20 protein-coding genes and 1 tRNA gene are annotated in these 24,186 nt (G+C 69.0%); 7 read left to right on the forward strand and 14 right to left on the reverse strand.

The window, feature by feature from the left end; genetic code table 11:
- Positions 1–52 precede the first annotated feature (52 nt).
- Complete coding sequence (locus DFJ65_RS16150; RefSeq protein ID WP_115923911.1) at positions 53–1,411, reverse strand: 3-oxoacyl-ACP reductase; 1,359 nt, start codon at positions 1,409–1,411, stop codon at positions 53–55.
- On the reverse strand, positions 1,408–2,697 hold the full coding sequence (locus DFJ65_RS16155; RefSeq protein WP_115923912.1) for an acetyl-CoA C-acetyltransferase: 1,290 nt from the start codon (positions 2,695–2,697) through the stop codon (positions 1,408–1,410). Before DFJ65_RS16155 ends, DFJ65_RS16150 begins: the two co-directional genes overlap by 4 nt.
- Before the next feature lie 105 nt (positions 2,698–2,802).
- Here DFJ65_RS16155 and DFJ65_RS16160 point away from each other — a divergent pair, with 105 nt between their 5' ends.
- Entirely contained in the window at positions 2,803–3,519 is a 717-nt protein-coding gene (locus DFJ65_RS16160) for a TetR/AcrR family transcriptional regulator (RefSeq protein ID WP_115923913.1), read from the forward strand.
- Positions 3,520–3,551: 32 nt separating this feature from the next.
- Complete coding sequence (locus DFJ65_RS16165; RefSeq protein WP_115923914.1) at positions 3,552–5,501, forward strand: acyl-CoA dehydrogenase family protein; 1,950 nt, start codon at positions 3,552–3,554, stop codon at positions 5,499–5,501.
- A gap of 133 nt (positions 5,502–5,634) precedes the next feature.
- Here DFJ65_RS16165 and DFJ65_RS16170 read toward each other — a convergent pair whose 3' ends face one another.
- Positions 5,635–7,017, reverse strand: coding sequence for an MFS transporter (locus tag DFJ65_RS16170; RefSeq protein ID WP_170144130.1), 1,383 nt, complete (start codon positions 7,015–7,017; stop codon positions 5,635–5,637).
- Positions 7,018–7,137: 120 nt separating this feature from the next.
- Here DFJ65_RS16170 and DFJ65_RS16175 point away from each other — a divergent pair, with 120 nt between their 5' ends.
- Entirely contained in the window at positions 7,138–7,503 is a 366-nt protein-coding gene (locus tag DFJ65_RS16175; RefSeq protein WP_115924412.1) for a VOC family protein, read from the forward strand.
- Between the two features lie 11 nt (positions 7,504–7,514).
- Here the strand turns inward: DFJ65_RS16175 and DFJ65_RS16180 are convergent, their stop codons facing one another.
- The 5 genes from DFJ65_RS16180 to DFJ65_RS16195 all read right to left on the reverse strand — a co-directional run bounded on the left by DFJ65_RS16180 (position 7,515) and on the right by DFJ65_RS16195 (position 11,259).
- A complete protein-coding gene (locus DFJ65_RS16180; RefSeq protein WP_342767527.1) occupies positions 7,515–7,976 on the reverse strand; it encodes a YigZ family protein in 462 nt (153 codons plus the stop codon).
- 14 nt (positions 7,977–7,990) lie between these two features.
- On the reverse strand, positions 7,991–8,206 hold the full coding sequence (locus DFJ65_RS18370; protein WP_342767528.1) for a YigZ family protein: 216 nt from the start codon (positions 8,204–8,206) through the stop codon (positions 7,991–7,993).
- The gene (locus DFJ65_RS16185; RefSeq protein WP_342767540.1) at positions 8,203–9,675 is read right to left on the reverse strand and encodes a multidrug effflux MFS transporter; all 1,473 of its coding nucleotides are present in this window, start codon (positions 9,673–9,675) and stop codon (positions 8,203–8,205) included. The genes DFJ65_RS18370 and DFJ65_RS16185 overlap by 4 nt, the downstream gene beginning before the upstream one ends.
- Positions 9,630–9,713: transfer RNA gene (locus DFJ65_RS16190), tRNA-Tyr, on the reverse strand. The genes DFJ65_RS16185 and DFJ65_RS16190 overlap by 46 nt, the downstream gene beginning before the upstream one ends.
- A 61-nt stretch (positions 9,714–9,774) precedes the next feature.
- On the reverse strand, positions 9,775–11,259 hold the full coding sequence (locus tag DFJ65_RS16195; RefSeq protein WP_425453005.1) for an amino acid permease: 1,485 nt from the start codon (positions 11,257–11,259) through the stop codon (positions 9,775–9,777).
- A gap of 127 nt (positions 11,260–11,386) precedes the next feature.
- On the opposite strand from DFJ65_RS16195, the gene DFJ65_RS16200 reads away from it, so the two are divergent.
- Entirely contained in the window at positions 11,387–11,884 is a 498-nt protein-coding gene (locus DFJ65_RS16200) for a YajQ family cyclic di-GMP-binding protein (RefSeq protein WP_115923916.1), read from the forward strand.
- 195 nt (positions 11,885–12,079) lie between these two features.
- On the opposite strand, the gene DFJ65_RS16205 is transcribed toward DFJ65_RS16200, so the two are convergent.
- The 3 genes from DFJ65_RS16205 to DFJ65_RS16215 form a co-directional block, all read right to left on the reverse strand.
- Positions 12,080–12,934 (reverse strand): hypothetical protein, encoded by an 855-nt coding sequence (locus DFJ65_RS16205; protein ID WP_147301435.1) that lies wholly within the window; start codon positions 12,932–12,934, stop codon positions 12,080–12,082.
- A gap of 272 nt (positions 12,935–13,206) precedes the next feature.
- Positions 13,207–14,931, reverse strand: coding sequence for a TIGR03767 family metallophosphoesterase (locus tag DFJ65_RS16210; RefSeq protein WP_115923918.1), 1,725 nt, complete (start codon positions 14,929–14,931; stop codon positions 13,207–13,209).
- Positions 14,932–15,139: 208 nt separating this feature from the next.
- Positions 15,140–15,721 (reverse strand): TetR/AcrR family transcriptional regulator, encoded by a 582-nt coding sequence (locus DFJ65_RS16215; RefSeq protein ID WP_115923919.1) that lies wholly within the window; start codon positions 15,719–15,721, stop codon positions 15,140–15,142.
- Between the two features lie 156 nt (positions 15,722–15,877).
- Between DFJ65_RS16215 and DFJ65_RS16220 the strand changes: the two genes are divergently transcribed.
- The 3 genes from DFJ65_RS16220 (at position 15,878) to DFJ65_RS16230 (ending at position 18,330) form a co-directional block, all read left to right on the forward strand.
- A complete protein-coding gene (locus DFJ65_RS16220; RefSeq protein WP_115923920.1) occupies positions 15,878–17,023 on the forward strand; it encodes an acyl-CoA dehydrogenase family protein in 1,146 nt (381 codons plus the stop codon).
- Positions 17,024–17,113: 90 nt separating this feature from the next.
- Positions 17,114–17,869 (forward strand): 3-oxoacyl-ACP reductase FabG, encoded by a 756-nt coding sequence (gene fabG, locus DFJ65_RS16225; RefSeq protein ID WP_115923921.1) that lies wholly within the window; start codon positions 17,114–17,116, stop codon positions 17,867–17,869.
- Between the two features lie 8 nt (positions 17,870–17,877).
- Positions 17,878–18,330, forward strand: coding sequence for a MaoC family dehydratase (locus tag DFJ65_RS16230; RefSeq protein ID WP_115923922.1), 453 nt, complete (start codon positions 17,878–17,880; stop codon positions 18,328–18,330).
- 106 nt (positions 18,331–18,436) lie between these two features.
- Here DFJ65_RS16230 and DFJ65_RS16235 read toward each other — a convergent pair whose 3' ends face one another.
- The 3 genes from DFJ65_RS16235 to DFJ65_RS16245 form a co-directional block, all read right to left on the reverse strand.
- Positions 18,437–19,183, reverse strand: a complete 747-nt coding sequence (locus DFJ65_RS16235) for a serine hydrolase (protein ID WP_115923923.1) — start codon at positions 19,181–19,183, stop codon at positions 18,437–18,439.
- Entirely contained in the window at positions 19,180–21,663 is a 2,484-nt protein-coding gene (pepN, locus tag DFJ65_RS16240) for an aminopeptidase N (RefSeq protein WP_115923924.1), read from the reverse strand. The genes DFJ65_RS16235 and pepN overlap by 4 nt, the downstream gene beginning before the upstream one ends.
- A gap of 120 nt (positions 21,664–21,783) precedes the next feature.
- Positions 21,784–24,027 (reverse strand): bifunctional metallophosphatase/5'-nucleotidase, encoded by a 2,244-nt coding sequence (locus tag DFJ65_RS16245; protein ID WP_115924419.1) that lies wholly within the window; start codon positions 24,025–24,027, stop codon positions 21,784–21,786.
- Positions 24,028–24,186 lie beyond the last annotated feature (159 nt).

The raw sequence follows: 24,186 nt of genomic DNA on the forward strand, positions 1-24,186 counted from the left end.
GGACGGTCAGGAGTGACGGTATCTGTGAGACCGATCTGTTCGGACGGGTCGCTCAGGCGCCGAGCTGCGACTGGCCGCAGACGCGCAGCACCTGGCCGGTGACCGCGGCCGAGCTCGGCTCGGCGAAGAAGGCGATGGCCTCGCCCACGTCGACCGGCTGGCCGCCCTGCAGCAGCGAGTTGAGGCGCCGTCCGACCTCGCGGGTGCCCATCGGGATCTTCGCGGTCATCTCGGTCTCGATGAAGCCCGGCGCGACGGCGTTGACGGTGATCTTGCGGTCGGCGAGCTCCTGCGACAGCTGGCGCACCATGCCGATGACGCCGGCCTTGGACGCGGCGTAGTTGGACTGGCCGCGGTTGCCACCGATGCCGCTGATGGAGGCGACGGACACGATCCGGCCGCCGTCCTTCAGGCCACCCTTGACGGACGGGTCGAGCAGCACCTTGTTCATCCGGAACTGCGACTGCAGGTTGACGTCGAGCACCGAACCCCAGCGGGCCTCGTCGGTGTTGACGAACAGCTTGTCGCGGGTGATGCCGGCGTTGTGCACGATGATGTCGAGCTTGTCGGCGTGCTGGGCGACGGCCTTGGCGATGCGTTCGCCCGCGTCGGGCGAGGTGATGTCGAGCTGCAGGGCGGTCGCGCCGATGGAGTTGGCGACCTTGGCGAGGGAATCGCCGGCGGCCGGGATGTCGACGGCGATGACCTTCGCGCCGGCGCGGGCGAAGACCTTCGCGATCTCGGCACCGATGCCGCGGGCGGCGCCGGTGATGACGGCGACCTCGCCGGCGAGCGGCACGTGCACGTCCTCGACGGTCGGCACGTCGCCGGCGTCGATCGTCACCGGCTGACCCGACACGTAGGCCGAGCGCGCCGACAGGAAGAAGCGCAGCGGGCCGGCGAGCGCGTCGTCCGATGCCTGCTCACCGATGCGCAGCAGGTTGGCGGTGCCACCGGCGCGCATCTCCTTGCCGAGGCTGCGGGTGATGCCCTCGAGCGCCTGCTGGGTGGCGGCGGCCTCGACGTCGGTCTCCTGGGCCGGCACGGCGCTGAGCACGATGATGCGGCCGTTCTTGCCGAGCGACTTCATCGCGGGGCCGACGGTGGCGCGCAGCTGCTGCAGTTCGTCGATGGTGCGAGCCGCGGTGGCGTCGAAGACGATCGCCGACAGCTTGCTGTCGTAGGTCGAATCGGCCTGTGCCTCAACGACGCTCACACCCGAGTCGGCGAGCACCTTGCGCACGACCTCGAGCGCCGGGGCCTCGCCGACGCCGGCGATGGCGGCCGGACCTTCGAGGAGGTCTTGGCCGACCTTGTAGCGGCGCAGGACCGTCGGCTGCGGCAGGCCGACGGTGCCGGCGATCTTCTTGCCGAAGCCGCCGTTCACGAACTTGGTGTATCCGTCAGTCACTTGGATCCCTCCAGAATTGCGACGACGCCCTGGCCGCCGGCTGCACAGATAGAGATGAGGCCGCGGCTGCCTTCGCCCTTTTCGTGGAGCATCTTCGCCAGCAAGGCGACGATGCGGCCGCCGGTGGCCGCGAACGGGTGTCCGGCGGCCAGCGAGGAGCCGTTGACGTTGAGCTTGGCGCGGTCGATCGACCCGAGCGGGGTGTCGAGGCCGAGCTTGGTCTTGCAGAACTCCGCGTCTTCCATCGCGGCCAGGTGGCACAGCACGGTCGACGCGAACGCCTCGTGGATCTCGTAGTAGTCGAAGTCCTGCAGCGTGAGGTTGTTGCGCTCGAGCAGTCGGGCGATGGCGTACGGCGGGGCCATCAACAGCCCCTCGTTGCCGTGCACGTAGTCCACAGCCGCGGTCTCGGCGTCGACGAAACGGGCCAGCGGTGCGAGACCGTGGTCGTGCGCCCACTCCTGCGAGCCGAGCAGCACCGCGGAGGCGCCGTCGGTGAGCGGGGTCGAGTTGCCCGCCGTCATCGTGGCTCCCTCGCCCTTGCCGAAGACCGGCTTGAGGGTGGCGAGCTTCTCGACCGAGGAGTCGGGGCGCAGGTTCTGGTCCTTGGTGAGACCGAGATAGGGGGTGACGAGGTCGTCGAAGAAGCCGCGGTCGTAGGCGGCGGCGAGGTTGTGGTGCGAGGCGACCGCGAGCTCGTCCTGAGCCTCGCGGGTGATGCCCCACTCCTTGGCGGTGATCGCCATGTGCTCGCCCATCGACAGGCCGGTGCGCGGCTCGGAGTTCTTGGGCTGCTCGGGCGCGAGCTGGTTGGGGCGCACCTTCAGCAGGGCCTGCACGCGCTGCGCGGGGCTCTTGGCGTAGTTGGCCTTGAGCAGCGTCTTGCGCAGGTCGTCGTTGACGGCCAGCGGGGCGTCGGACGTCGTGTCGGTGCCACCGGCGATGCCGGAGTCGATCTGACCGAGCGCGATCTTGTTGGCCACCTGCACCACGGCCTGCAGGCCGGTGCCGCACGCCTGCTGCACGTCGTACGCGGGGGTGGTCGGGTCGAGGTGCGAGCCGAGCACGCACTCGCGAGTCAGGTTGAAGTCGCGGGCGTGCTTGATGACGGCACCCGCGGCGACCTCGCCGAGTCGCTCGCCATTGAGGCTGAAGCGGGCCACCAGACCGTCGATCACGGCGGTGAGCATGTCCTGGTTGGACGCCTTCAGGTACTTGCCGCCCGAGCGGGCGAACGGAATGCGGTTTCCGCCGATGACGTAGACGTCACGCGCGCTGGAACTCATGTGGGTCACTCCCGTGGTTCGATGATCGGACGGCGTCTGCGCCGTCGAAATTTACCGATACCCAGAGTAGCAGGTACGCAGAGTTTCAGATACTCTTGGCAGATCATGACTTCGGAGACCAACCGCCTCGACGGCCGCGACACCCGTTGGACGACCCACCGGGTGCAGCGGCGCCGACAACTCGTCGAAGCCGCGATCAAGGCCATCCGCAAACACGGCGCGACCGTCGGCATGGACGACATCGCGGCCACCGCGGGCACCTCCAAGACCGTGATCTACCGCCACCTCGGCGACCGGCTCGGGCTCTATCTCGCGGTCGTCGAGGCGGTCGACTCACTGATCCTCAGCGACTTCGACAAGGCGATCTCCTCCGGCATCGACCCCGACGACCCCGCCTCGCTGCGTGACGCCGACCCGCACGCGGTGCTGGTCGCGGTGATCGACAGCTACCTGCGACTGGTCGAGAACGACCCCGAGGTCTACCGGTTCGTCGTCCGCCGTCCGCTGGTCGACCTGCCCGCCGAGGCCGACCCGGTCGCCGGGCTGACCGACGCGATCGCCGGACGGCTGTCCGAACTGTTCACCGCGGCGCTCACGGCGGCCGGCCGCGACACCTCCCCCGCACGCACGTGGGGGCACGCGCTCGTCGGATACGTGCGCGAGGCCGCCGACCGCTGGCTCGCCGACCCCGACCGTCCGCCCCGTGCGCAGGTCGTGCAACACCTCGCCGAGTTCGCGTCCGTCGGGCTCACCGGCGTGCTGCGTCCGGTCGACGGAGCCGAAGCCGCCACTACTTCCGACCTCTCCCCTCGAAACCGATGACCTCGAGTCACTCGACGAACGGAGTCCCACCGATGAATGACCCCATCGCCACCGGCCTGCGCGACGCCCTTGACGGCCACTACCGCGAGATCCGCGAGGAGTTCCGCGGCCAGGCCGACCCGGCCCTGCTGCTGGGCGACCCGGGCGCCTCCACCCAGGAGCAGCGCGAGCGCGTCACCGACCAACTCGGCAAGATCGCGGCGCTCGGCCACGGACGCGTCGGCTTCCCGGCGGCCTACGGCGGCACCCACGACTACGGCGCGTCGTGCGCACTGTTCGAGATGCAGGGCTACGGCGACCTGTCGCTGCTGGTCAAGGGCGGCGTGCAGTTCGGGCTCTTCGGCGGCGCCGTGGCCCGGCTCGGCTCGGCCCGCCACCACGACAAGGTGCTCAGCGGCATCATGAACGCCGAGATCCTCGGGTCGTTCGCGATGACCGAGATCGGCCACGGCTCCAACGTGCAGCGCCTGGAGACCACGATCACCTTCGACCCGGCCACCGACGAACTCGTCGTCGACTCCCCCACCCCGAGCGCCGCGAAGACCTACATCGGCAACGCCGCCAAGGACGCGCGGATGGCCGTCGTCTTCGGTCAACTGCGCACCCCGGCCGGCGACTCGTTCGCCGAGTACGGCGTGCACGCCGTCCTGATGGATGTGCGCGACGGCGAGGGCAACCCGATCAAGGGCGTCACCATCGGCGACAACGGCGTCAAGGGCGGCCTGCCCGGCGTCGACAACGGCACCTTCAGCTTCGATCAGGTGCGCATCCCGCGCGAGGCGCTGCTCAACAAGTTCGCCGACCTCGACTCCGACGGCACCTACCACTCCGACATCGCCAACGAGAACGCACGCTTCTTCACCATGCTCGGCACCCTCGTCCGCGGACGTGTGTGTGTGGGCGGCGGCGCGGCGAGCGCCGGCAAGAAGGGGCTGGCCATCGCGCTGCGCTACGGGGCGCGGCGCCGGCAGTTCGAGGCGCCCGGCGCCGAGCAGGAGATCGTCGTGCTCGACTACCTGGCCCACCAGCGCAAGCTGTTCCCGCTGCTGGCGAAGTCGTACGCGCTGACCTTCGCCCAGAACTCCGTCACCGAGACGCTGCAGGAGCTCCACGGCACCCCGCTGCCCGACGGTCAGGAGCACCCGAAGGAAGCGATCCGCGAGCTCGAGACCCGGGTGGCCGGGCTCAAGGCGGTCAGCACCTGGCACGCCATCGAGGCACTGCAGACCGCGCGCGAGGCCTGCGGCGGCGCCGGCTTCATCGCCGAGAATCAGCTCACCCAGGCCCGTGCCGACGTCGATGTGTTCGCCACCTTCGAGGGCGACAACACGGTGCTGCTGCAGCTGGTCGCCAAGGGTCTGCTCACCGAGTACAAGGAGATGTTCGGCGACCTCGCGATGGCCGACCTCGCCGGACTCGTCACCAAGCAGGTCGCCGAGGGTCTGGTCGAGCGCACCGCCGGCCGTGCCGGGCTGCAGCGTCTGCGCGACATCGCCCGCGGCCGCGACCACGAGTCGGCGATGGACGACCACGGCTGGCAGCTGTCGATGTTCGAGCAGCGCGCCGACCACGCACTGGAGACCGTCGGCAAGCGGCTGCGCAAGGCCACCAAGGACAACGGGTTCGAGCTGTTCAACGACGCTCAGGACCACGTGCTCTTCGCGGCGCGCACCCACGTCGACCGCTGCGTGCTCGAGGACTCGCTCGAGGCGCTGGAGCAGATGCCCGACGGCGACGCCAAGACGCTCATGGGCAAGGTGCTGTCGCTCTACGCGCTGTCGTCGATCGAGCAGGACAAGGCGTGGTTCCTCGAACACGGACGGCTCAACACCAGCCGCTCGCGTCAGGTGACGGCCACCGTCAACCAGTTGTGCCAGGAACTGCGTCCGTATGTGCACTCGCTGGTCGACGGCCTCGGCATCCCCGAGTCGCTGATCACCGCGCCGATCGCCACCGGCACGCCGAGCACCACCTTCGCCTGAGCCTCGGGTCTCGCCGGGAGCGGGCCCGAACCTCAACTCGCGTCAGACGCGACTTACTCAGCCGTATTCGCTCGAACCGGCGAGTAAGTCGCGTCTGACGCGACTTGGTGTCGGCAGCCGCGAGTTGGCTTGCTTAACGGCGCGGACGCGGACGGCGCAGGCCGACGACGGTGAGCACGGCGCCGACCAGCACCCATCCGGCACACCACCAGGTGGCCGCGCGGTAGGCGTCCGCCACGAGGTGGGGCACGCGGTACTGCTCGCCGGTGAGGCCGACCATCAGCGGCAGCGCCGCGATCGCGAGCAGACCCGCGGTGCGCGAGACGGCGTTGTTGATGCCCGACGCCACCCCCGACCGGCTCGCCGGCGCGGCTGCCAGCACCGTGCCGGTGAGCGGGGCGACCAGCATCGAGAGGCCAAGACCCTGCAGCAACACCCCCGGCAGGATGTGCAGCAGGTAGTTCGGACGATCGGGAGCCAGCGCGAGGAGCACCAGTCCGGCGGCGAGCACCAGGCAGCCGGCGACCATCGGCGGGCGTGCGCCGTTGCGGGTGGCGTAGCCGCCGAACCACGACGCCAGGAACAGCATCAGCACCGACACCGGCACGGTCGCCGCCCCGGCCTCCAGCGGACTCCAGCCCGCCGAGATCTGCAGGAACACCGCGAGGAAGAACATGCTGCCGGCGAGCGCGGCGTAGACGAACAGGGTGACGAGGTTGATCACCGTGAACTCCCGGTTGGTGAACAGCGTCGGCGGTGTCATCGGATGCTCGACCCGCCGCTCCACCATCACGAACGCGCCGGCGGCAACCATGCCGACGACCGCTGCCGCCGTGGCGGTGCGGCTCGGCCAGTCGGTGAGCGCCAAGGTGATGCCGCCCAGCGCGATCGGCGCGACGATCGCCCCCGCGAGGTCGATGCGTCCGCCGGCCTCGGCGTCGCGTGACTCCGGCGCGGTGCGCGCCAGCCACAACACGATCGCCGCCACCGGCACGTTGATCCAGAACGCGATGCGCCAGTCGATGCCCACCAGCCAGCCGCCGAGCACCGGGCCGCTCGCGGTGGCGATGCCGAGCATGCCGGTCCACGCACCGATCGCCTTCATCCGGTCGTCGGGGTGGAAACTAGCTTGCAGCAGCGCGAGGCTGCCCGGGGTGAGCAGCGCGGCGGCCACACCCTGCAGGATGCGCGCGGCGACCAGCAGTTCGATCGACGGAGCCAACGCGACGAGCACCGATGCGGCGGCGAATCCTGCTGTGCCCCAGGCGAACATGCGTTTACGCCCGAGCCGGTCGCCGAGCGATCCGCCGACGAGGATGAGCGCAGCGAGCGCGAGCGTGTAGCCGTTGACCACCCATTGCAGGCCCGCGACGTCGGCCCGTAGTTCGCGGCCGATGCGGGGCAGGGCCACATTGGCGACGGTGCCGTCGAGGAACACCAGGCCGGAGCCGGTGGCCGCGGTCGCGAGCAGGCGCCGTCCGGCGGGGTCGGACAGCCGAAGCAGTTGTGGCTCCACGGGTGAACGGTAGTCCCGACGATCGGGCGGGCCGCTTCCTTGTGCGTCGGCCGGCAAACCGCAAGGCTGGGAAGACGGCGCCGGAACCGCCGACGCCGAAAGCGACGAAGGTGCGAGGACATGGCACACGGCGACATCACGCACATCGACATCCCGGTCTCCGACCTCACCAAGGGCGCGGAGTTCTACGGCAACCTGTTCGGCTGGCAGATCGCGGAGATCCCCGGCTACGAGGGCTACCCGATGTGGCAGGCCCCCAACAAGATCAGCGGCGGCGGACTCGCACCGCGCGACGGCGAGTTCACCCAGCCGCGCTCGTACGTCGAGGTCGACTCGATCGACGACACCCTCGCGAAGGTGAACGCGTCGGGCGGCGAGACCGTCATGGAGAAGTCGCCGATCTCCGAGACGAGTTGGTGGGCGACCTTCCGCGACCCGGACGGCAACGTGGTCGGCCTCTACGAGGGCACCACCGACGCGGGCTGATCCCGCGCCCTTCAGCCGGCGGACGCGGCGAGATCGACCCAGGTGGTGCCGGCCGGCACGAGTCGGCCTGCGCCAGAGGTGATTTCGGCGACCTGCGGGTCGAGGTCGGCGAGCGAGCCGGCGAGGTGGATCACCGCGCGGTCGAGGTAGTCGACGCCGCGCACGGACACCCCGTGGGCGCGCAGGCCGGCCTTGACCCGGCCCGCGTCGGCGTGCGACACCGCGAGATCGAACAGCGACAACTCGGTGCGACGCACCAACCGGGCACCGTCGACCGCGGCCGCCACCGCGTCGCCGTACGCCCGCACCAGGCCACCGGCCCCGAGCAGGGTGCCGCCGAACCAGCGCACCACGACCGCGACGACATCACTGAGTTCGCGGCCGCGCAGCACGTCGAGCATCGGCGAACCGGCCGTGCCGGCGGGCTCGCCGTCGTCGTTCGAGCGTTCGATCGACGGGGAGGGCCCGAGCACGAACGCGTCCGTCGTCAGGCCGTCGACTTGTACGAGACCACGCCGGGGGCGACGGTGCGCGAGCTGCAGTGGTGGCGGGCGTCGTGGTGCTGCTTGCGTAGTTCGGCGACGAGCGCGCGGGCGGCGTCTTCGTCGTCGACCCGGCGCACCACCGCGAGGAAGCGTGACCGTTTCACCTCGATCTCGGCAGTGAGGTCGTGGCGGGAGGCGAGGGTGAGATAGCTGCTCACGTTGGGTCGGCGGCGGGCACGGCCGCTGCGCGCAGCCGTCCGCCGGCTCCCGGACGGTGGCGCAGGTGGAAGGTCCAGAAGACGAAGCCGAGCACGAGGCCGGTGAGCGAGGTCAGCGCGAGCGCGAGGGTGCTGCCCGAGGTGTGCGGCGTGACGAACCCGGCCGTGAGCCCGTTGAGCACGAGCGTGAAGAAGGTGAACAGCGACACGGTGGCGCCGCGCGAGGCGGGGAACATGTCGAGCAGCATCAACTGCAGCGCCGGATAACAGACGCCGCTGCCCACACCGAGCAGCGCCGGACCGACCACCGCCCACGGCAGGTCCTGGGTCGCGGTCACAGCCGCGAGCACGACGTTGACGAGTGCGCCGAATAGTCCGAACAGCATCCCGCCGGTAACGAGCCGGTTGGCCGACATGCGGCCGCTGCTCCAGGAGCAGATCGCCGAGCCGATGATCATGCCGCCGATCAACGGCACGAAGAGCATCCAGAAGTCGTCCTCGCCCTTGTGCATGAGGTCGACGACGAAGATCGGCGCGGCGCCGACGTAGACGAAGTAGCCCGCGAACGACAGCGACGCCGCCCACGACAGTCGGTGGAAGGCGGCCGAACGACCGGCACGCACGAGCCCGGCCACCAGCACCTTCGGCACGAACGCGGTGCGCCGGTGCGTCGGGTGCGACTCGGGCAGCACGAACACCACGAGCGCGATCATCAGCGCGGCGACCACGACGAGGAACCAGAAGATCGACCGCCACGAGCCGGTGCGCAGCAGCAGGCCACCGATGATCGGGGCGACCGCCGGCGCGATGCCGAAGATCATCGTGACCCGGCTCATCAGCTTCTGAGCCTGCGGCCCTTCGAACATGTCCCGCACCACCGCCCGCGACACGATCACACCACCGCCGGCCGACAACCCCTGCAACACCCGGAACGCGAGCAACACCGTCAGGTTGGGCGCGAGCGCGCACCCGATCGACGCGAGCAGGTAGACCGACAACCCGGCGATCATCACCGGACGGCGTCCGACGGCGTCCGAGATCGGGCCGTGGAACGGGCTCATCGCCGCGAACGCGAGCATGTAGGCCGTCACCACGAGTTGCATCTCGGCGGTGTCGGCGTGGAACTCGGTGCCCATCCGCCCGAACGCCGGGAACGCGGTGTCGATGGTGAACGGCCCGAGCATGGTGAGCGAGGCGAGGGTCACCAGCAGCACCCACAACGGCCGCTTCCCGGACGCGTCCACCTCGTCCACCTGTCGACCTCGTTCTGTTCGGAAGTTCTCGTCTGGGTGTGCTCGTCTGGAAGTTCTCAGCTCGGAGTTTTCATCGGACCGCGATGCACCCCGCAGCCACCGTATCCGGGCCCACCGACGACGAACGCCCCGGCGACTGCCGGGGCGTTCGGTGCACTGGTCCTGCGACCTGGTGCCAGGTGAAGGATTCGAACCTTCGTAGCTTTCGCGACGGATTTACAGTCCGCTCCCATTGGCCGCTCGGGCAACCTGGCGTGGTGCGTCCGCAAGGATAACAACGAGTGCGGATCGGGGCCAATCGGCGGGGCGCCGCGCTCAGTGCCGCCGCAGATCGGCCTCCATCGGGTCGACCTTCGGCGCCTTCGTGATCAGCTTGTGCCCCCACCAGAGCGCGAGGAACACCGGCAGGCCGATGTAAGCGGTGAGCAGGCCCTTGATGTCCGGAGTGGAGGTCAGCCATGCCTCGTAGTTCTGGCCGACGATCACCACCATGCACATCGCGAGCGCCACGATCGGGCCGAGCGGGAACCACAGCGCCTTGAACGGCAGGTCGGCGACGTCGTTGCCCTGGGCCACGTACGCCCGGCGGAACTTGTAGTGGCTCCACGCGATGCCGCACCAGGTGATGAAACCGGCCAGGCCGGACGCGTTCACCAGCCAGGTGTACGCGGTGCCGTCGCCGAACCGACTGGTGATGAAGCAGAGCGCGCCAAGCACGGTCGTGGCCAACAGCGCAGGCATCGGGATGCCGCGGCGGGTGAGTTTGGCGAAGAACGCCGGGGCCTTGCCGTCGCGGGCGAGGCTGTGCAGCATCCGGCTCGACACGTAGAGGCCCGAGTTACCCGCCGACAGGATCGCGGTGAGGATGACCGCGTTCATCACCGCCGCGGCGAACGCGATGCCGGCGCGGTCGAAGACCAGGGTGAACGGAGCGATCGTGATGTCCTCGCTCTCGGACGCCGACAGCAGGCGCTTGTCGGTGTAGGGCAGCAGGAAGCCGATCACCGCGATCGCGCCGATGTAGAAGAGCAGGATGCGCCAGAACACCGCGCGGATCGCCTTCGGGATCGTCTTCTCGGGGTTCTCGGCCTCACCGGAGGCGACCGCGACCATCTCAGTGCCTTGGAAGGAGAACCCGGCGATCATGAAGATCGCGAGCACTCCCCCGATGCCGCCGACGAAGGGGGCTTCACCCACCGTCCAGTTGCTGAAGCCGGGCGACCCGCCGTCGCCCATCACCCCGAAGATCATCAGCACACCGACGACCAGGAACACGATCACGGCGATGACCTTCACCGCGGCGAAGATGAACTCGCTCTCACCGAACGCCTTCACGTGGAAAGCGTTGAGCGCGAAGAGGATCGCCAAGAACAGCGCCGACCAGATCCACGACGGTGTGTCGGGGAACCAATACTTCATGACCAGTGCCGCGGCGACGAGTTCGGCGGCGACGGTGATCGCCCAGTTGAACCAGTAGTTCCACCCCTGGGCGAAGCCGAAGGACGGCGACACGAACCGGGTGCCGTAGGCCTGGAAGGAGTCGGCCAGCGGCAGATAGGTCGACATCTCACCGAGGCTCTGCATGAGCATGAAGACCATCAACCCGATGAGGCTGTACGCCAGCAGCGCACCGCCCGGGCCCGCCTGCGAGATCGTGCCGCCGGACGCCAGGAACAGCCCGGTGCCGATCGCACCGCCGATGGCGATCATGTTGAGGTGACGGGCCTTCAGGCCACGGTGCAGATCACCCGGGTGGTGCGGTTGCTTCGAGTCGGACTCGATCGTCTCTGATTCGGACACGGATTCCTCCTTCAGGGGCCGCTAGACGGTAGCGGACGCAGGCGATGCAGTCACCGGTCCGTTCAGCGGGCGACTACCCTTCGGGGCGAGCCCACCCACCACGTCCCACCACGTCAAGGAGCAGGTCATGGCCGACTCGTCGTTCGACATCGTCAGCAAGGTCGACAAGCAGGAGGTCAGCAACGCGCTGAACCAGGCGGCCAAGGAGATCTCCACCCGCTACGACTTCAAGAACGTCGACGCGCGGCTCGAGTGGTCGGGCGAGACGATCGTGATGGAGGCCAACGCCGCCGAGCGCTGCCTCGCGGTGCTCGACGTCTTCCAGACCAAGCTGGTCAAGCGCGGCGTGTCGCTGAAGTCGATCGAACTCTCGAACGACGGCGAACCCAAGCTCACCGGCAAGATCCACCGCCTCGAGGGCACCCTCAAGGAGGGCCTGTCGCAGGAGAACGCCAAGAAGATCAACAAGATCATCCGCGACGAAGCCCCCAAGTCGGTGAAGTCGCGCATCGAGGGTGACGAGCTGCGGGTGTCGAGCAAGTCGCGCGACGACCTGCAGGAGGTGCAGCGCCTGCTCAAGGCGGCCGACCTGGACGTGGCGTTGCAGTTCACGAACTACCGCTGAGTCCCTTGGGATCGCTGGCGAGTTGAGGCGCCGGTCCGCAACGAGTCCGCCGCCCCGTCCCTCGTCCGCCGGGCAGTTGGCTGCGTTTCGTGTAGTTGATTGCGGATTGTGGAGCTCTACCTCCACCGGTCGGCACCAACTACACGAGTCGGACCCAACTCCGTCCGACTCGACCACACAGCGGGGCGGACGGCGTCAGGCCACCGACTCGCCCCGCGCCACCAGGCCCATGGCCACCTGATCGAGGAATTCGTCGGGGTACAGCCGCAGCCCGAGCACCGGAATGCGCAGGACGGCGTCCGACCGCAGCACCACGGCGTTCTGTCGGAGCGCATCGTCCACCGGCGCCAGTCCCTGGAAGTGCTGCACTCCGTCGATCTCGACCACGAGTCCGCACTCCCAACGGACGTCGAGGAACACACGTCCGTCGCGGCCCTTCCTGATGACCTGCCGTTTCGGCTCGGGCAGGCCACGTTCGCGACACAGGCGTGCGAAGTCGAGTTCGCCGAGCGAGTGCGCGCCGTCGCAGACGTCGACGATGATCGGCTCGAGCGCCTCCCGGCGGCGTGGTAGACGCCACGCGCGCCACACCTGAAGCAGCCGCGCCGGGTCGACGACCTTCTGCTGCACCGACATCGCGATGAGGGTGGCGGCCTGCCGGTCGGAGTCGCTGTTCATCGCGGCCCGCACCAACGCGTACGCCGGCTCGCTGCGCGGCGCGTCGGCGGTGCGGGTGGGTGCGGCGGGCTCGAGGTCGCGTTCGACGAAGACGCGGGCGCCTTCGACGGCGCGGTAGCTGCGGTTGTGCGGCACGACCAGATCGACGGTGCGGGCTTCCCAGTTGATGAGACCGGCCAGTTGCAGCGCGGTCACGCCGTCGAACCGCGCCGACCGACCGGCTTCGAACAGCGCCCGCCAGAGCCGTCCGAGTCGGCTCGCAGCGCCGACCCGCACGGCCACGCGACCTTCGGCATGCCAGCGTCCGGCTGCCACTTCGCTACGAACATCGTTGGGCCCCAGGCCCATCGACCGCAGCTGTGCGCGGCTCACCACCCCGCCCTGTCGGGCCGCCGTCTCCCGCACGGCGGCCTGCCGAAGCCTCGACCGCGCCCTTCCTCTGTCAGCCATGGGCGCCATCGTGGACCCTCTGCGCGCGACCCGGCCCGCACCGCCGCGGGCTGTGGACAACCGTCGTCCTCGGAGTTGGTGGCGTTTCGGGTAGTTGGCAGCGAGTTGTGGAGCTCTACCTCCACAACTCGGCACCGACTATACCGCGCGCCACCAACTCGAGGCAAACAACCCAAGACCCGCACCGGACGGCTTCACGCCAGCGGGTTCTTCAGCAGCAACTCGGTGTTGCGGTCGGCCGCGGTGCCGAGCTGACCGAGGTCGCGGTGGATGTCGTTGTACGACATCTCGCGATAGACCGAGGCCAACGCCGCTTGCGAGCTGTCGGTGTACGACGCCTGGTAAGGCGCCGCCGACTCCACCAGCGTCGTGAACAGCGACAGCGTGCCGTCGCGGTTGTCGCAGACGTCGATGATCCGCGCGTGCTGCGGGAAGTCGATGTGCGAGGCCGTGTTGATCTCCCAGAAGCTGCGCGTGGGGTCGCTGTGCTGCTGCGGGGTGATCTTGTTGGCGTGGGTGTGGCCGTTGACCCAGGCGACGACATTCGGGTAGCGCTTGATCATCGAGACCAGCTCGAACCCGGCGTGCCGGACGTCGAAGGGCCGCTCCGGGTCGAGCATCAGGTTGCTCATCGAGCCGCTGGTGTGGTGGCTGAACAACACGAACAGCTCGTCGGTGACCCCAGCGCGGCGCACCTCGCGGCCCCATCCGTCGATGTAGCGGCTGCTGCCCGCCTCGATGGTGCGCTGGATCCACTTCCACTGGGCGTCGCCGATGGAGCCCTCGGTGAAGCCGGCCCGGTTGGTGGAGTCCATCGCGATGCCGGTGACGCCCGGCGCGATGTGGAAGCTGTAGTAGCCGATGTTGTCGGCGACGGCGGCCGGGGTGAAGCCGTGTCCGACCGGGCCGGCCCCGGCGTACCGCGACTCCAGGTGGGCCGCCATGTACTGCCGCGGTGTGAACGGCGCGCGCCGCTCATCGGGGGTGACGATCCATGAAGAGCGCTGTGTCGCAGCGGTTTTCAGGATGGTCGTCGACCCGGAGGCGAGCGCCTGCTGCAGCGCGGTGTTGCTGGTGCTGTCGGCGAACCCGGTGAACTTCACGTTGCCGGTGTACATCTGCGACAGCACCGGGAAGTTCGAGGGCAGCGTGCCCTCGATCGAGTCGTCGTGGTTGCCGAAGACCGAGAACCATTTCGTCTTCAACCCGTCGCCGGCGTGCGCCTTCGTCGCGCGGGCGAAGAAGCCGGGGACGGTAGGGAATCCGGCCTTCTTGTACCGGTCGGCGGTGCTTTCCTCGACGAGGTAGTAGGCGGTGTCGCCGCCGGTCTGCACGCCTTCCCACCGTCCGGCCGCACCGGTGTCGGGTGTGATCGTGCCGCCGCTCATCAGCGTGAGGAACCAGTCGAGCTCGACCTGCTCGTGGTTGTCGGTGTTGTCGCCGGTCGAGACGACGCAGTCGAACGCGCGCCCGGAGAACGGGCCCTTGGCGAGGCTGTTGATGCGGCGGACGAGCTGCGCGCCGCCCTGGGTGCCGAGCGCCTCGTGCGGCCGGAACGCCGACCCGGTGACGTCGTGCAGCCACTCGAACCGCACCGGCGACTGCGCGTCGATCATGTGCAGGTCGGTGAACTGCACGATGGACGCCTTGCCGGTGCGGGTGTTGTCGCGACCGGTCTTCGCCGGGCACAGTTCCTCGCGGACGGCGAGCGCGTAGCCGGGGCCGGCGGTCAGCCGCGTGTAGCCGGAGGTGCTACGCGGCGCGGCGGCCTGCTCGAGCGTGGTGCCGCGGGTGAACAGTGCGCGGTTCGCGGTGCTGCGCAGGGCTTGCGCGTGGGCCGAGTCGGTGCGGACGAGAGCCGCGGACCCGATGCCGGCCGCGCCGCCCAGCAGGATCGTCCGTCTCCTGATCGAAGTCATGCGACTCAGGCTGGCCGAGCCGCCCTACCCGCGGGTAACGCAAAGCTGAACGATTGTCCAAGATTTGGTCAAGAACGCCGCCCCGTCTCGTGTAGTTGCTTGCGGTCGGTGGAGCTCTACCTCCACAACCCGCCACCGACAACACAGGTCGCAACCGACTCCGACCGCGGAGACCCGGAGCGCCGAGACCCCCGGAGAGCCCAACTCCTCAGCCGGCCTCCACCATCCGCAGCGCAATCCCCGCGAAGTGATCGGCGATGCGCTCGGGCGTCCAGCGGTCGCCGGCGATGTACCAGCGGGCGACGTCGACACACATGCCGCTGATCGCGTTGGCGGTCATCGCGACCTCGTCGGTGTGGAACTCCCCCGCGGCCACGCCGTCTTGGACGGTGGCCCGCAGCGCCCGCTGGATGCGGGTGCGCAGCGCCTCGATCTCGGCGCGGTGTTCGGGGGCGAGCGCCTCGATCTCGTAGTTGACCACTCGCGCCGATTCGTGGTCGGCGGCGTGCATCACGACGATCACGCGGACGATCTCGCGCAGCCGGTCCGCGCTGCCGCCGGGACCGCTCGCGGCGTCCTCGACCAGCCCCACGAGGTGCTCGTGGCCGAGCCGACTGAGCTCGTAGAGCATGTCCTCCTTGCTGCGGTGGTGCACGTAGACGCCGGCCGGCGACAATCCCGCGGCAGCCGCGATGTCTCGCGTGGTCGTGCCGTGGAAACCCTTGTGCGCGAACGACTTCCGCGCCGCAAGCAAAAGCCGCTCGCGGGTCGAGGTGGTTTCTGTCGTCATCGCCGGCTCCTTTCGTCCGGCGAGAGGGTACCGCCGGTGCGTCCGCCGCGCAGGCAGGAAGCGCTGCACGGGATGCATTGACGAGGGTGCCCGACAATGAGACGCTCAGCAAGCGCTTAGTCAGCGTCCGTCGAACGAATCACGAAGGAAGTACCGATGCCCCGCAACGTCTACACCGAGGATCACGAGGCGTTCCGCGCCTCCGTGCGCGAATTCGTCGAGCGCACCCTCAAGCCGCGCGCCGAGGAAATGCTGGAGAGCAAGGTCATCCCGCGCGACATCTGGAAGGAAGCCGGCCGCCAGGGGCTGTTCGGCCTCGACATCCCCGAGGAGTTCGGTGGCGCGGGCGCGGACGACTACCGATTCAACGCGATCGCGGCCGAGGAACTCGCGGCCTTCAACGCGGCGGTCTCGAGCTGCTTCGGCATCCACTCGGACGTCTGCCCGCCCTACCTGGTCGACCTCGGCACGCAGGAGCAGAAGCAGAAGTGGCTGCCCGGCATGGCCGCCGGCGAGCTGATCTGCTCGATCGGCATGACCGAGCCGTCCGGCGGCTCCGACCTGGCCGGCCTGAAGACCACCGGCGTGCGCGACGGTGACGACTGGATCATCAACGGATCCAAGACCTTCATCACCAACGGCAACCAGTGCGACCTGGCGATCGTCGCCGTCCGCACCGACCCGACCAAGGGCGCCAAGGGCATCACGCTGTTCATGCTCGAGAAGGACATGCCCGGCTTCACCAAGGGCAACAAGCTCGACAAGGTCGGCCAGATCGAGTCCGACACCTCCGAGCTGTTCTTCGACAACGTGCGGGTGCCCGACGCCAACCGCATCGGCGAGGAGGGCATGGGCTTCATCGCGATGATGCAGCGCCTGCCGCAGGAGCGCATCGGCGCCGGCGTGTCGAACGTCGCCCACGCCAAGCAGATCCTGGCCGAGACGATCGAGTACACCAAGGAGCGCAAGGCCTTCGGCCAGGCGATCGGCTCGTTCCAGCACAACAAGTTCAAGATCGCCGAGCTGGTCACCCAGATCGAGGTCGCCGAGGCTTACGTCGACGACTGCATCGCCGCGCACGCCGAGGGCAAGCTCAGCCCGGTCGACGCCGCCAAGGCGAAGTGGTTCTCGGCCGAGGTGCAGAACAAGGTGCTCGACGAGTGCGTGCAGCTGCACGGCGGCTACGGCTTCATGAACGAGTACCGCGTGGCGCGCGCCTGGCGCGACGCCCGCGTCACCAAGATCTGGGCCGGCTCGAACGAGATCATGAAGGAACTCATCGGCCGCGACCTGGGCCTGTGAGCCGACGTCCGACCCGTTAGGGGAAAGTGGTCCTGTGACTGGGGCCACTTTCCCCTTTTCCATCCACTGCACACTCGAAGGAGCCATGGAATGAGCGAAACCCGTACCGCCATCGTCACCGGATCGGCCCGCGGCATCGGCGCCGCCGTCGCCGAGCGCCTGGCCAAGGACGGCATGCAGGTGGCCGTCGTCGACCTCGACGAGTCGGCCTGCCAGGGCGTCGTCGACCGCATCACCGAGGCGGGCGGCAAGGCCCTCGCCGTCGGCTGCGACGTGTCGGACGAGGCGGCCGTGACCGCCGCCGTCGAGCGCATCGCCACCGAGCTCGGCGCGCCGACCGTGCTGGTCAACAACGCCGGCGTGCTGCGCGACAACCTGATCTTCAAGATGAGCGTCTCCGACTGGGACACCGTCATGAACGTGCACCTGCGCGGCAGCTTCCTGATGACCCGCGCGGCTCAGAAGTACATGACCGAGGCGAAGTTCGGACGCGTGGTGAACCTGTCGTCGACCTCCGCCCTGGGCAACCGCGGCCAGGTCAACTACTCCGCCGCGAAGGCCGGTCTGCAGGGTTTCACCAAGACCCTCGCGATCGAGCTGGGCAAGTTCGGTGTCACCGCCAACGCGATCGCCCCGGGCTTCATCGTCACCGACATGACGGCCGCCACGGCCGAGCGCGTCGGCATGGACTTCGAGGAGTTCCAGAAGGCCGCCGCCTCGCAGATCCCGGTGGCCCGCGTGGGTCGCCCCGACGACATCGCCGCCGCGGCGTCGTTCTTCTGCAGCGAGGAAGCTGGCTTCGTCAGCGGCCAGGTGCTGTACGTCGCCGGCGGACCGCAGGACTGAGGCGAATCATGCGAGTCATCAACGGAGTCGACGAACTGCGCGCCGCGGTCGGTGAGCACCTCGGGTACAGCTCGTGGCACGAGGTCACCCAGGAGCGCATCGACCAGTTCGCCGAGGCGACCGGTGACCACCAGTGGATCCACGTCGATCCGGAGCGGGCGAAGGACGGTCCGTTCGGCAGCACGATCGCGCACGGCTATCTGACCCTGTCGATGGTGCCGATGCTCGTGTGGGAGGTCTACCGGGTCGACGGCGTGAAGATGGGCGTCAACTACGGCTCCGACAAGGTGCGTTTCCCGACGCCGGTGCCCGTGGGCTCGAAGGTGCGGGCCGGCGTGGAGCTCACCGCAGTCGACGACATCCCGCTCGGCGTGCAGGTGACCGCGAAGGTCACCGTCGAGATCGAGGGTGTGCAGAAGCCGGCGATGGTCGCCCAGACCATCTCGGTCGTCGTGCCCTGACGACAGACGTTCGACGAGGAAGGCCGCATCCCGCCCGGGGTGCGGCCTTCCTCGTCGCTACTGGACGTCGCTACCGGACGTCGCTGCCGGACGTCACTGCCGACCGTCACTGCAGCGCGTCGCGCAACAGTGCGCGCAGTTCCTGCGCGATCGCCGCGGTGAAGGGCTCGGACGGCGTCCAGTGGGCCATCGCGCAGTAGTGCACCGTGCGGTCGCCGGTGACGACGGTGCCGACATCGACCCGCACGCCGTCGTCGGAGCCGGTCTTGTTGTGCAGCAACGGTTTCGAGTCGATGTGCGCGAGCGGATCGAACGCGAGGGCCGACGCGGCGAGCGTCAGGTCGACGTTGAGCCGCATCCACTCGCGCACCTGCGCGGGCACCTCCCCCGCGTCGAGCAATTGCAGGAAACGAACCAGCGCGGTGGCCGATCCACGGGCGAAGGTCGGCGCGGTGTGCGGGCCGCGGGAGGTGCGGATGAGGTCGAGCAGTTCGTACGGCGCGACGCCGAGTGCGTCGGTGTAGGCACGCACCGCGTCGACACCGACCCGGGTGAACAGCACGTTTGTGGCGAGGTTGTCGCTCACCGCGGCCACCAGCCGGCAGCAGTCGAGCACGCTCAGCGACGGCACGTCGAGGTGCTGCCACAGGCCCGAGTCGGCGACGAATTCCGTCGATTCGCGGGCGAGTTGTTCCGCCGGGTCGAGCTCGCCGCGGTCGAGCAGGGTTGCGACGTGACCGAGCAGCAGCAGCTTGCCGACCGACGCCACCGGACGCACCCGGTCGACATCACCGGTCCGGGCGAGCACACGTCCGGTGCCGTCGACGGCGAGCAGCGTGTAGTCGAGGCTCATCCCCCGAAGCGGCGCATCGATGCGAGCGCCTCGTCGAGGATGGCCGCGCGGTCGACGATCGCGCGGCGCACGTTCGCGGTCATCCGTACGGTGCGCAGCGCCTCCTGGGCCGCCTGCGAGGTGGCGTCCTCGGTGATCTCGACCGGGAAGGCCTCCAGGGCCACCTTCTGCGAGGCGAACTCACCCTGCCGCTCGGCGAGCGCGGGCAGCACCCGGAAGTACCGCTCGATGTGCGGGCGCACCAGGTCGGGGTCGGGCGCGACGAAGATGCCCACCGCAATCGCGAGACAGTCGTAGTTGGACAGGCCGGTGTTCTGCTCCAGCTGGGTCCAGCCCCACTCCTTCGCCTGCTGCGTCGGACGAATCACCTTGGCGGTCAGCGCTTTCTGGCCGCCGGTGAGGGTGCGGTCGTGTGCCGCGAAGGCATCGATCGCGGCGTCGTCGACGAGGCCGAGCTCGGCCAGTCGGATGAGCGCCGACCACCGGAAGTCCATGTCGCCGGCGAGCGCCGACGGGATCTGCTCGTCGGCCACCCAGGCGCGAAGCAATGCCTCGTCGGTGCTGGTCGCGGCCAGCAGCCGGGTCGGGGTGACCACGGCGTCGTCCGAGGCGGCGTCGATGGCCCGCTGGGCGGTCGCCGCGATACGGGTGACCGCGTCGTCCCGCTCGCCGTAGGGCAGGAACGCGCCGAGGTGCCGCGGCACCAGTCGCGATGTCCAGTGCCGCAGCGACTCGTTGGTCTCCACCGGGAAGGCCGTCTCGAAGGTCGCCAGCACGGTGCGCGGGTCGACGGTTGCCGTTGCCATGCCGTTGAGCAGCCCCGCCCACACGACCTGCCGCACCTGCGCATCACCGACCTGCGGGAGTTCCTGCGGCAGTGCCGCCAGGGTCGCCTCGGCGAAGACCGGGATGGTCCAGGTGAGGTCGGAAGCGTTGGGCACCAACAGGTTCGGGTTCGCCAGGCCGACAAGCGGGGCCTGCTCGGTGCGGTCGCCGCCGAGGGTGAAGACCGGGGTGCGCCACAGCTCCCGGCCGCCGCTGAAGCCGGCGATGTCGAGCATGTGCGGACGGTCTGCGGGGTGGGCCTCGGGTGTCGTGCGCGACGCCTCGACGACCGCGATCGGGTCGCCCTCGACGGCGACACAGATCTCGTCGGTGCCCGCACTCTCCAACCAGCCGGTCGACCAGCCCGTGAGGTCGGCGTCGGTGTGGCCGCCGATGGCCTCGAGGAAGTCGGCGAGGGTGGCGTTGCCGTAGGAGTGGCGGCTCAGGTAGTCACGCACGCCCGCCACGAACGCGTCGTCGCCGACGTAGAGCGCGAGCTGGCGCAGCGCGGAGCAGCCCTTGGCGTAGGAGATGCCGTCGAAGTTGGTGAGGGCGGAGTCGGTGTCTTCGGCGGCGTTGCCGGCGATCGGGTGGGTCGACGGCGCCCGGTCGGCGGCGTAGCCCCAGTTCTTGCGAGCAATGCCGAAGTCGACCCAGGCGTCGTCGAATTCCGTTGCCGCCGAACACGACCGGTGGGCCATGTACTCGGCGAACGACTCGTTGAGCCAGAGGTCGTCCCACCACTTCATGCTCACCAGGTCGCCGAACCACATGTGCGCCATCTCGTGCAGGATCGTGTTGCTGCGCTGCATGATCTCGGCACGCCCCGCGGCCCCGCGGAAGATGTACTGGTCGCGGAAGGTGACACAGCCGGGGTTCTCCATCGCGCCGGCGTTGAACTCGGGCACGAAGAACTGGTGGTACTCGCCCCACGGGTAGGCGATGCCGAAGAGGTCTTCGTAGTAGTCGAGCCCCTGTTTGGTGATCTCGAGCATCTGCGGCGCGTGGCGGCGCAGGTCGGCACCGAGCGACGCGCGGGCGTGCAGCGCCAGCGGGATGCCGCGATGCTCGTCGCGCACCGTCTCGTAGGGCCCCGCACAGACCGTGAAGAAGTAGGTGGACAGCGGCTTCGTGGTCTCGAATTCCCAACGGCCCGAGTCGGTTTCGCGGGCCGGGCTGTTGCCGGCCACCACCCAGCCGGACGGCGCGGTGACCGTGAGGTCGTACGGCGCCTTGAGGTCGGGCTGGTCGAAACAGGCGTAGATCTGCGGCGCCGCGTCGAGGAAGGACATGCCGTAGACGTAGGCCAGATCGTCGGCCGGGTCGACCGCACGGTGCAGCCCCTGCCCGTCGTGGGTGAACGCTATCGTGGCGACCACCTCGAGTTCGTTGGTGGCCTGCAACCGGCCCAGCGGGAGCCGTCCGTCGGCCACCTGCGACGGGTGGATCTCGTTGCCGTTCAACCTGATCGAGGCGATCGAGGCCGCCTTGAGGTCGACGAAGGTCGACGCACCCGGCTCGGCGCAGTCGAACCGCACCACCGTGCGCGAGCCGAACTCGGTGTCGGACACGGTGAGGTCGAGGTCGACGGTGTAGGAGCCGACCGAGATCAACCGGGCCCGCTCGACCGCTTCCTGCTGCAACAAGATCGCCATGCGTCAACTCTGCCAGTTCGGCGGCGAATCACCTAGGCAATCGCGACCCGCACAACACGACGGACGCCGCAGGTGATCACCTGCGGCGTCCGTCGTTCGGAACGGATGGAACTTGGTAGGTCAGCTCAGTCGACGTCCGAGCACCCACGCACCGGCGAGGAGCATCGCGAACAGCGCGCCGGCACCGGCCAACAGGCCGCCGTTGCCGCCGTTGCCGGCGTTCTGGTCACCGTCGGTGACAACCGGCGGGCCGGTGACGTCGGTGCTGGTGGTGCTGGTCGCGGTGCCCGTGCTGGTCGGCGAGCTGGTCGGCGAGCTGGTCGGCGAGCTGGTCGGCGACGAGGTCGGGCTCGACGTCGGCGAAGAGGTCGGCGACGACGTCGGCGGAGAGGTCGGACCGTCACCAGCGGCCACAGTCACCGGCATGGTGACGACGGTGCCGGTCTGCGCCGCCTTCACGAACAGGTTCTGCGCACCGACGGCCGCGTCGGCCGGGATCCGCACGGTGACGGTCGCGGTCTCGTTGCGGGTCGGGAACGGCGGCGCGGTGGTGAGCACCTTGGTGACCGGGAACTTGCCCAGCGAGGTCGTGCCGAGGAGGACCTCGACCTCGGTGGTGGTCGGCGAGCCCGCCGAGGTCATGTCGAGGCCGGAGACCGTGAACGTGACGTCCTTGCCCTGGGTCACCTCGGACGGCTGGTTCTCGACCGCGACGCCGTTCTTGGCGAAGGACGGGCTGGCCGGGTTGTGCTCACGGATCCACTCCATGAACAGCGACTGGTCGATCAGGCCGGAGTCCTTGATCGTCGACTTCGAGTCGGCGAACGCGGTGAAGTTGTCACCGCCGGCGACCAGGAAGGAGTTCGACGCCACCGTGTAGGTCTTCGCCGGGTCGAGGGGCTGGCCGCCGATCGTGACCGAGGTGATGTGCGAACCGTCGGCCGCGTTCGGGTCGTAGGTGTAGGTGACATTGCTGCTCAGGCCGAGCTTGAGGAACGCCCGCGAGCTGCCGGCGGGCTGCCACTGCTGCTCCAGCACCCGCTTGAACTGCGCTCCGGTGACTTGGGTCGTCTGCACCGTGTTGTTGAACGGCATGATCGCCGCGGCATCGGCGTAGGTTACCGTGCCGTCGGTGCCGTACTTCAGGTCGGCGCGCACACCACCGGGGTTCATCACGCCGATGTCGACGCCACCGAAGCGGCCCGGCTTGTTGATCGAGTCGACGTACGACTGCGCGATGAGGTTGGACAGCGTCGACTCACGCAGGCGGTCGTCACGGCTGCCGTCAGCCTTCAGCGCGGTGGTGATGTCGGCGGTGATCTTGCCGATCGCCTGCTTGCCGATGACGTCGGCCTGCGCGTTCGCGGAGTCGACGATGCCGGCCGCCGCCTGGTAGCGGGTGTCGGTGGCGCACGCATCGGTCGGCGCGGTCACCGCGCGGTTGCTGACCGCGTACTGCGTCACCTTCTTCGTGGCCGGGTCGTAGCCGAGCTGCAGCACCCCGAGGTGGGAGGCGTAGAAGTCGGTCTGCACCACCGGGCGGGTGCCGGTGCCGCCGGGCACCGGGCCGTCCCAGGCGTACAGCTGGTGGGTGTGACCGGTGAAGATCGCGTCGACGTTCGCCGAGGTGTCGGTGACGATGCGGGCGAAGTCTCCGCCCAACGCCAACTGCGACGCCAGGGTGGCCGAGCCGCCCTCGGTGGCGCCCTCGTGGTATTCGGCGACGACGACGTCGGCCTCTCCGTTGGCGGGGTTACCGTCCTTCAGCGCGGCGGCGGTGCGGTTGACCGCGGCGACCGGGTCGCCGAACTCCAGGCCGGCGATGCCGTCGGCGGCGACCAGCGACGGGACGTCCTTGGTGACGGCGCCCACGACACCCACCTTCACGCCGTTGACGTCGATGATCTTGTACGCCGGCAGTGCCGGGGTCGTGGTGCCGGCGCGGTAGACGTTGGCGCCGAGGTAGGTCCACTGGGCGCGGCTCTGGATGCGTCCGGTGAGGTCGTTGAAACCCTTGTCGAACTCGTGGTTACCCACTGCGGAAGCCTGCAGGCCGAGCGCGTTCAGGTAGTCGATCGACGGGGTGTCGTTCTGCGACGCCGACGCGAACGGCGTGCCGCCGACGTTGTCGCCGGCCGACAGGAACACCGCTGCGAGTTCCTTCTGCGCCGTGGTCACCGTGCAGGCGAAGTCCTTGGTGAAGTGACCGTGGAAGTCGTTGGTGTTCAGCAGGTTGATCGTTGTGAGCGAGGGATCGATCGGGCCGTCACCGACATTGGTGGCGGCTCCGGCCGAAGGGGAGGCTGCGAAGGACGCGACGAGTGCGACGGTGGTCGCGGCGCCGAGCAGACGAGCTGACTGCATGTAAAGCTCCTTGACGGGGTGGGTGGTGGCCGCGGAACGGACACGTGATTCACCCCGGACCCCGGCTCGCAGGTCAGTCTGCACCTACACACAACCCGGCGTGGCGATCGGGACCGACCGTTCTCCGAAGCGGCACCGAAAGTTCACCGACGAACGGCC

Origin of the sequence: Calidifontibacter indicus (genome assembly GCF_003386865.1) — a bacterium.
GTDB classification, from domain to species: Bacteria; Actinomycetota; Actinomycetes; order Actinomycetales; family Dermatophilaceae; genus Yimella; species Yimella indica.

Bases quoted from the DNA above. Each gene is read 5' to 3' on its own strand.
- DFJ65_RS16245 (WP_115924419.1), bottom strand. From the start codon at position 24,027: ATGCAGTCAGCTCGTCTGCTCGGCGCCGCGACCACCGTCGCACTCGTC.
- fabG (WP_115923921.1), top strand. From the start codon at position 17,114: ATGAGCGAAACCCGTACCGCCATCGTCACCGGATCGGCCCGCGGCATC.
- DFJ65_RS16160 (WP_115923913.1), top strand. From the start codon at position 2,803: ATGACTTCGGAGACCAACCGCCTCGACGGCCGCGACACCCGTTGGACG.
- DFJ65_RS16230 (WP_115923922.1), top strand. From the start codon at position 17,878: ATGCGAGTCATCAACGGAGTCGACGAACTGCGCGCCGCGGTCGGTGAG.
- DFJ65_RS16220 (WP_115923920.1), top strand. From the start codon at position 15,878: ATGCCCCGCAACGTCTACACCGAGGATCACGAGGCGTTCCGCGCCTCC.
- DFJ65_RS16175 (WP_115924412.1), top strand. From the start codon at position 7,138: ATGGCACACGGCGACATCACGCACATCGACATCCCGGTCTCCGACCTC.
- DFJ65_RS16165 (WP_115923914.1), top strand. From the start codon at position 3,552: ATGAATGACCCCATCGCCACCGGCCTGCGCGACGCCCTTGACGGCCAC.
- DFJ65_RS16235 (WP_115923923.1), bottom strand. From the start codon at position 19,183: ATGAGCCTCGACTACACGCTGCTCGCCGTCGACGGCACCGGACGTGTG.
- DFJ65_RS16155 (WP_115923912.1), bottom strand. From the start codon at position 2,697: ATGAGTTCCAGCGCGCGTGACGTCTACGTCATCGGCGGAAACCGCATT.
- DFJ65_RS16200 (WP_115923916.1), top strand. From the start codon at position 11,387: ATGGCCGACTCGTCGTTCGACATCGTCAGCAAGGTCGACAAGCAGGAG.
- DFJ65_RS16210 (WP_115923918.1), bottom strand. From the start codon at position 14,931: ATGACTTCGATCAGGAGACGGACGATCCTGCTGGGCGGCGCGGCCGGC.
- DFJ65_RS16215 (WP_115923919.1), bottom strand. From the start codon at position 15,721: ATGACGACAGAAACCACCTCGACCCGCGAGCGGCTTTTGCTTGCGGCG.
- pepN (WP_115923924.1), bottom strand. From the start codon at position 21,663: ATGGCGATCTTGTTGCAGCAGGAAGCGGTCGAGCGGGCCCGGTTGATC.